Origin of the sequence: Clostridium hominis (assembly GCF_014287825.1) — a bacterium.
In the GTDB taxonomy this organism is placed as follows: Bacteria; Bacillota; Clostridia; order Clostridiales; family Clostridiaceae; genus Clostridium; species Clostridium hominis.
Genome location: NZ_JACOOO010000037.1, coordinates 158,694 through 164,721 on the forward strand (window position 1 = coordinate 158,694; position 6,028 = coordinate 164,721).

The 6,028-nt window shown below is 30.8% G+C and carries 6 protein-coding genes, 2 tRNA genes and 2 rRNA genes; 3 read left to right on the forward strand and 7 right to left on the reverse strand.

The genetic code is table 11. From position 1 onward, the window contains the following. Positions 1 to 169: 169 nt before the first annotated feature. From rsmI to H8S20_RS15995, 3 genes are all read right to left on the reverse strand, one after another. Positions 170 to 1,018 (reverse strand): 16S rRNA (cytidine(1402)-2'-O)-methyltransferase, encoded by an 849-nt coding sequence (gene rsmI / locus H8S20_RS15985; RefSeq protein WP_186860707.1) that lies wholly within the window; start codon positions 1,016 to 1,018, stop codon positions 170 to 172. A 1-nt stretch (position 1,019) separates the two neighbouring features. Then, complete coding sequence (locus H8S20_RS15990; protein ID WP_186860708.1) at positions 1,020 to 1,760, reverse strand: tRNA1(Val) (adenine(37)-N6)-methyltransferase; 741 nt, start codon at positions 1,758 to 1,760, stop codon at positions 1,020 to 1,022. Positions 1,761 to 1,836: 76 nt separating this feature from the next. Beyond that, the gene (locus H8S20_RS15995) at positions 1,837 to 3,048 is read right to left on the reverse strand and encodes a C40 family peptidase (RefSeq protein WP_186860709.1); all 1,212 of its coding nucleotides are present in this window, start codon (positions 3,046 to 3,048) and stop codon (positions 1,837 to 1,839) included. Between the two features lie 279 nt (positions 3,049 to 3,327). On the opposite strand from H8S20_RS15995, the gene H8S20_RS16000 reads away from it, so the two are divergent. Both H8S20_RS16000 and H8S20_RS16005 read left to right on the forward strand, forming a co-directional pair. After that, positions 3,328 to 3,403, forward strand: a tRNA-Pro gene (locus tag H8S20_RS16000). 89 nt (positions 3,404 to 3,492) lie between these two features. Then, positions 3,493 to 4,134: an HAD family hydrolase gene (locus H8S20_RS16005; RefSeq protein ID WP_186860710.1), complete on the forward strand. Its 642-nt coding sequence runs from the start codon at positions 3,493 to 3,495 to the stop codon at positions 4,132 to 4,134. An 86-nt stretch (positions 4,135 to 4,220) separates the two neighbouring features. Here H8S20_RS16005 and H8S20_RS16010 read toward each other — a convergent pair whose 3' ends face one another. Beyond that, positions 4,221 to 4,967, reverse strand: coding sequence for a peptidylprolyl isomerase (locus tag H8S20_RS16010; RefSeq protein WP_032120364.1), 747 nt, complete (start codon positions 4,965 to 4,967; stop codon positions 4,221 to 4,223). Positions 4,968 to 5,115: 148 nt separating this feature from the next. On the opposite strand from H8S20_RS16010, the gene bcp reads away from it, so the two are divergent. Continuing rightward, positions 5,116 to 5,577 carry a thioredoxin-dependent thiol peroxidase gene (bcp, locus tag H8S20_RS16015; RefSeq protein ID WP_032116977.1) on the forward strand — a complete coding sequence of 154 codons (462 nt, stop codon included), beginning with the start codon at positions 5,116 to 5,118 and terminating at the stop codon, positions 5,575 to 5,577. A 35-nt stretch (positions 5,578 to 5,612) separates the two neighbouring features. Here bcp and H8S20_RS16020 read toward each other — a convergent pair. The 3 genes from H8S20_RS16020 to H8S20_RS16030 all read right to left on the reverse strand — a co-directional run. Beyond that, positions 5,613 to 5,688 (reverse strand) — tRNA-Phe (locus H8S20_RS16020). Between the two features lie 5 nt (positions 5,689 to 5,693). Then, positions 5,694 to 5,810, reverse strand: a 5S ribosomal RNA gene (gene rrf / locus H8S20_RS16025). A 49-nt stretch (positions 5,811 to 5,859) separates the two neighbouring features. Then, positions 5,860 to 6,028 (reverse strand): 23S ribosomal RNA (locus H8S20_RS16030); the annotation flags it as partial.

The window sequence follows — 6,028 nt, forward strand, 5'->3', positions numbered from 1 at the left end:
AAATTACGAAGTACTTTATTTAATGAAAAATTATAAATTCATAATTATAAATTAATGCGAAAACTACTCAGCTAGTTTCTTTTTTAAATTCCTCTCAAGGAATTTTCCCTTAATTTATCATTTATCATTTATCATTTAGAATTTATAATTTTAAGTTGAATTGTCGCTTTTATTCAATTTCTATCGCTACCTTATAAACATCCTTCTTAGGTAAGTCTCTCTCCTTAGATACAATTTTTATAGCTTCTTTTTTACTTATTCCAGTATATATAAGATTCTTCAAATGTTCTTCTATAGATATATTTGCAAAAGCCTCTTCTTTTTCAGCTTTAATCTCGCTATCTGTCTTCCCTTCAATAACCAATACAAACTCTCCTCTTGGCCTATTAGCTACAAACCAATTATATGCATCTTCTATTGTTCCTCTAAATATATCTTCATGCAACTTAGTTAATTCCCTACACACAGCAATTCTTCTATTCCCTAAGGATTTATTTAAGAAATCTAATGTATCTATAAGTCTATGTGGTGATTCATAAAATATAACTGTCTCCCTTTTATCTTTCACTTCTTCCATAAGAGCTTTTCTATCCTTATTTTCTCTTGGTATAAAGCCTCTGAATACAAATTTAGTGGTATCTAGTCCCGAATAAACTAAAGCTGTTGTAAAAGCTGTTGCTCCCGGTAATACTTCAAAAGGTATATCTTGTTCTATACACTTTTGTACTATTACACTTCCCGGATCTGATATTCCTGGTGTCCCAGCATCAGTAACTAAAGCAATATTTTTACCGTCTTTTAATTTATCTATTATATCATCACTCTTGCCTTGCTCATTATGCTGATGGTAGCTAAATAAAGGTTTTTTAATATTAAAGTGATTAAGTAGTTTTAAAGTTTGCCTTGTATCTTCAGCCGCTATTTCATCAGAATTTTCTAATGCTTCTAAAGCTCTTAACGTAATATCTTTTAAGTTGCCTATCGGCGTTGGTACTAAAAATATTTTTCCTAAAGTCATTTTAAAGTCTCCCATAAATTTTATCTATTTCTTCACTATAATTTCCGTTTTCGTTATATACATACAACGGCTCTTCCCATTTTAAGAAAGCTCCACCATCTCTTTGTCCTTCAACTAAAACTATATTAGGTGCTTTCTTAGCACTTGGATGAATCATTTTAACCCTTTTAGGTTCTATATTATACTTTCTCATTAATCCAAATATATCTGCTAATCTCTCTGGTCTATGTACAATAAACATTCTACCATTATCAGCTAATAACCTTCTAGCTGATACTATAACATCTTCTAAGTTACAAAGTATTTCATGTCTAGCTATAGCAAGTTTATCATTAGAATTTAAAATTCCAGCATTATTAAGCTTGTATGGTGGATTAACAGTAATAACATCAAATCTACCTAATTCACTAACAAGCTTTTTATCTTTTAAATCAGCGCACTTAAACCTTACTATATCATCAGTATTATTTAATTTTGAACTTCTATTGGCCATCTCAACCATATCTTCCTGGATTTCTACACCCCACACTTCTTTAGGACTATACTTTCCATAAAGTAAGAAGGGAACTATTCCTGTTCCTGTACATAAATCTAAAACTCTATGCTTCTTTTTTACATTAGCGAAATCTGATAAAAGTACAGCATCTACACCAAATCTAAATCCTGATTGCTTTTGAATCAACATTAACCCATTTAACTGTAAATCATCAATACTCTCATCTATATTTATATTAACGTCCATATTAATCCTCCAAATATCTTTACTACTATTATGCACAAAAAAGACTAGGAATTAAACCCTAGTCTTAAAATACATATTAAAGTACTCTTCTAGCTGTATAGAATGATGTTACAGGTGATACCTTAACCGAATCTCCTGGTTGAGGAGCATGTATGTAACTTCCTCCTCCAACATATATTCCTACGTGATCTCCACTATAAGTAAATACTAAATCCCCTGGTTGAAGTTCATCATAAGATACTGCTGTTCCAACTCCCATTTGGCTATAAGTTGTTCTTGTAATATTTATCCCTGCAGCATTACTAAATACAAAGCTTGTAAATCCTGAACAGTCAAAGCTTGTTGGACCTGTAGCTCCCCAAACGTAAGGCGATCCAATATATCCATAAGCAAAGTCAACTACAGCATTTCCTGTTGCAGAAACTTCACCTCTATTAGGCTTATTAGCTGCAGCTTGTTCAGCTTCAATCTCAGCAACTCTAGTCTTAGCTGTCTCAATATATTCATTAATTTCTTCTTCAACTATACTACTCTTAATTTGGTTATCTCTAATATTTCTTAACTGGCTAATTGCACTTTGTAAAGCATCAAGTGAACTTGATGAATCTTGAATTACACTAATTTGATGTTGAATTAGCTTTCTTTCAGATACAGCTAAATAATCTCTTTCAAATACAGCTTGTTCAGCTTGTGCTTCTGCAACTAATCTTTTTTGTTCTGCTTCCTTAGCTTGGAATTCTTCCAAAGTCTTAGAAGTTTCCTCATTAATTTTAGTTAACTCAGCACTTTTCTCATCAAGTGATTTAATCTTATTATCAAGTTTTTCTTGCTTATCGTTAAGTTCTTTAACCATTTTCTTATCGATGTTAACTAATCTTGTTGTTGCTTCTAACTTAGTTAATAAATCATTAAAGCTATCTGCACTAAATATAAGTGTTAAATAACTTGCTTGTCCACCTGACTTGTATAGTTCTCTAACTCTTTTACCTAATACTTCTTCAGTTTTCTTTATTTCTTCTTTAGCAGTTTCAATTTCTTTTTCAGTGTTTGTAACTTCAACTTTAATGTCATCCATTTGTTTTTGGTTACTTTCAATCGTTTCCAGTAATGGTTCAATCTGCCCATTTAATGCGTATATTTCCCCATTTATTTCATCTATCTTTTGAGTTAATCTGTCATATTCTTGTTGATTTTCTATTACTTCTTGATCTGGTGTTGCGAAAGCCGGCATACTAAAGCTTGCTATAATTGTCGTGGCCAATATCGCAGATAAAATTTTCTTTCTCATCTTTGCTTGGTCGTAAGACCTTCCCCCTTTCCTTTTGTAACACATTACCATTATAACACTTATGGAAAGTTAGGACAATGGTAATTTTTCTTATTTAGTCATAATACGCAATTATAATGTATACAATACATAAAATTTAACATACTTACACTTGTATGAAAACAACTTGTCACTTTATTTATATTACTAATTAGTATTATTTATTATAATAATTTATAAATATATTATAAAAAAAATATTGACACATCACTACATAAGATTTATAATAATTATGTGCTACGGGGTGTAGCGCAGATGGGAGCGCGCGTGGTTTGGGACCATGAGGTCGCAGGTTCGATCCCTGTCACCCCGACCAAGGTAGGTAATAAACCTACCTTTTTTTATATTCAAAATTAATATATAACTATACATAACTTTAAATATATTTACTTACGAGGTGATACTTTGAATAATATTAAAGCTGCAATTTTTGATCTTGATGGAACTTTAGTGGATTCTATGTGGGTTTGGGAGCAAATAGACATAGATTTTCTTAAATCTAAAGGATATACTCCACCTAAAGATTTAAAAGATGATATAACTCATTTAACATTCAACCAAACTGCAGAATATTTTAAAAATAGATTTAATTTGTCTGATTCTATTGATGAAATTACTGATACTTGGCATAACATGGCATATAGTTTTTACTCATCTAAGGTAAAGCTTAAGCCAGGCGTAATTTCTTTCCTCAATAAATTAAAATCATTAGATATAAAAATCGGACTAGCTACCAGTAATTCAATTCCTTTATTAGAGGCTACCTTAAAGAATAATGGTATTTATCATTTATTTGATGCTATAACAGTTACTGAGGAAGTAAAAAAGAGTAAAGAAAACCCCGATGTATATCTTTTATGTGCTAATAAACTTAATGTACCTCCTGAAAATTGTATAGTTTTCGAGGACATAATAGCTGCTGTAAAAGGAGCTAAATTAGCAGGCATGAAAGTTATAGGTGTATACGATAAAGCTTCTGAAGACCAAGAAGAGCTTTTATCTAAAGCTTGCGATAAATATATCTATGATTACAACGAATTACTTTAATCATACATAAGTTTTATTATTTCTAAAGTTAATAACATAATAAAAGAACTGTAATAGTTACAGTTCTTTTATTATGTCTTTATATATTAGAATCTTTTTACTTCATACTTATCTTCTAATTCTTTTATTACAGTCATAAATTTGTTTTCTTGAGCTTGTTGAGTAAGTCTTCCAACAACTTCTTGTTTAACTGCTTCGAAAGGCATAACATCTGCACCCTTTTTAGACTCTACTTTTATTAAGTGATATCCAAATTGAGTTTTAACTGGTTCACTTACTACTCCAGTTTCTAATTCAAATGCAGCATTTTCAAATTCAGGAACCATCATTCCTCTACCAAACTCACCTAAGCTTCCACCTTGCTCTTTTGATGGGCATGAAGAATATTGATTTGCAGCTTCTTCAAAAGTTAATTCATTATTATCAATCTTAGCTTTTACTTCTGAACATAATTCTTCATTATCAACTAATATATGCTTAGCAGATACAGCTTCTTTTCCTTTGAACATATCTTTATTAGCTTCATAATATTTCTTTGCATCATCTTCAGTTACAGTAATTTCTGATAATACCTTATTAACTGTAGCTTGAGTTAATAAATCTTTCTCAACTTGCTTTACTTGAGCTTTAAATTCTTCAGTTTTATCTAATTCCATTTCTAGTCCTAATTTGTTCATTAATTCAAATTGAACCATTTGTTCTAATAATTGCTTTTTACCCATATCAGAAGAAAAATATCCTCTTTTATCTTCAGGGTATCTCATTATTATATTATTTAAATCATTTTCTGTTATTTCATTTCCTGAAATTATTGCTAATACTTTGTTTTCCATCACATTAACTCCTTTTCATCTTTATATTTAAAATTATAACAGATTTTCCAATGTTGTATACATAAATAAATTTATTATTGTAAATACAAAAATTAAATTATATAATAATTATTATTATTAAATAATATTTTATACTTAGGAGGTATATATGATTGAAATAAATTCTATAGTTCCTAACTTTTCACTTATCGGGTCTGATAAAAAAGAACACTCTTTAAGTGAATATAAAGGAAAAAAGATAATACTGTATTTTTATCCTAGAGATAACACTCCTGGATGTTCTACTGAAGCTTGTGACTTTAGAGATAATAACTCTATTATAGAAGACATGAACACAATAGTTATTGGTGTAAGTAGAGATTCTCTAAAAAGTCATGATAAGTTTATTGAAAAATTCAATTTGCCATTCTTACTTTTAAGTGATGAAGATGAAACTCTTTGTAACCTATTTGGAGTTATTAAAGAAAAAAATATGTATGGAAAAAAAGTAATGGGAATAGAAAGAAGTACATTTATTATTAACGAAGAAGGTGTTCTAGTAAAAGAATACAGAAAAGTTAAAGTAAAAGGTCACATAGATACTATTTTAGAAGATTTAAAAAATATGTAACAAAAAAGCACTAACAAAAGTTAGTGCTTTTTTCCTGGTGGCTCGACCAGGAATCGAACCAGGGACACGAGGATTTTCAGTCCTCTGCTCTACCGACTGAGCTATCGAGCCACATTACCTAGCAACGTCCTACTCTCCCACACAGTCTCCCGTGCAGTACCATTGGCGCTGTAGAGCTTAACTTTCCTGTTCGGAATGGGAAGGAGTGTTTCCTCTACGCCATCATCACTAGATGTATTCAGAGTGTTCTCTGAAAATTGCACATGAATTTTATATTTTTTATTGGTCAAGCCCTCGACCTATTAGTATCAGTCAGCTAAATATGTTACCACACTTACACCTCTGACCTATCAACCTTGTGTTCTTCAAGGGGTCTTACTAGCTTATGCTATGGGAAATCTCATCTTGAGGTAGGCTTCACGCTTAGATGCTTTCAGCGTTTATCCCTTCC

Coding starts and splice junctions, on each gene's coding strand:
- H8S20_RS15995 (WP_186860709.1), bottom strand. CDS start 3,048: ATGAGAAAGAAAATTTTATCTGCGATATTGGCCACGACAATTATAGCA.
- bcp (WP_032116977.1), top strand. CDS start 5,116: ATGATTGAAATAAATTCTATAGTTCCTAACTTTTCACTTATCGGGTCT.
- H8S20_RS16010 (WP_032120364.1), bottom strand. CDS start 4,967: ATGGAAAACAAAGTATTAGCAATAATTTCAGGAAATGAAATAACAGAA.
- rsmI (WP_186860707.1), bottom strand. CDS start 1,018: ATGACTTTAGGAAAAATATTTTTAGTACCAACGCCGATAGGCAACTTA.
- H8S20_RS15990 (WP_186860708.1), bottom strand. CDS start 1,760: ATGGACGTTAATATAAATATAGATGAGAGTATTGATGATTTACAGTTA.